Origin of the sequence: Mesorhizobium sp. M7A.F.Ca.US.006.04.2.1, from assembly GCF_004022915.1 — a bacterium.
Taxonomy (GTDB): domain Bacteria; phylum Pseudomonadota; class Alphaproteobacteria; order Rhizobiales; family Rhizobiaceae; genus Mesorhizobium; species Mesorhizobium ciceri.
Genome location: NZ_RZQA01001584.1, coordinates 1 through 554, shown reverse-complemented (window position 1 = coordinate 554; position 554 = coordinate 1). Strand labels below are relative to the sequence as shown.

General features: G+C 66.8%; 1 protein-coding gene. It reads right to left on the bottom strand.

The window, feature by feature from the left end; all coding sequences use genetic code 11:
• The coding region (locus EN925_RS38865; protein ID WP_206633225.1) for an ATP phosphoribosyltransferase regulatory subunit at window positions 1-480 on the bottom strand (480 nt) is incomplete at its 3' end.
• Window positions 481-554 lie beyond the last annotated feature (74 nt).

Below are 554 nucleotides of genomic sequence, written 5' to 3'. Positions count from 1 at the left end.
CCAGCCGCGGGCCAGCCCAGGGGCGGCCAGCACCGCCTCGAAAATGGTCTGGTCGCCAAGCGTGATCGCCAATGCCTGGCCGGGCAGCACCAGCGATAGCAGCGCATGCGCGTCGGCCACCGAGCGGGCATCGGCTCCAGCGGTATCGCGGTCACCGAGATCCTCGATGCCGGCCTGGAAGAACTCGTTGCCGCCTTCGCGGCGCTGGCGAAACACCTCGCCCAGATAGGAATAACGGCGCGGCGTGCCGGCCTGCGAGCTGATGTGGTCGAGACAGACCGGGATGGTGAATTCCGGCCGCAGGCACAATGTCTGGCCGGTCTCGCTTTCGGTCAGGAAAATCCGGCGGCGCAGATCCTCGCCGGCCATGTCGAGGAAGGGGTCCGCCGGCTGCAATATGGCGACCTCGACGGCGTGCGTGTTGCGCGTGGCGAAGAGGTTGGTGATGTCGGTGGAGATGGCGGGGGTGCGGGAGGTCAACTTGCTGACCTCAGTGCTGCACGACCCTCTGGTCCCAAACCAGAGGCGCCAACGCGACCTCTACTTGCCACGTG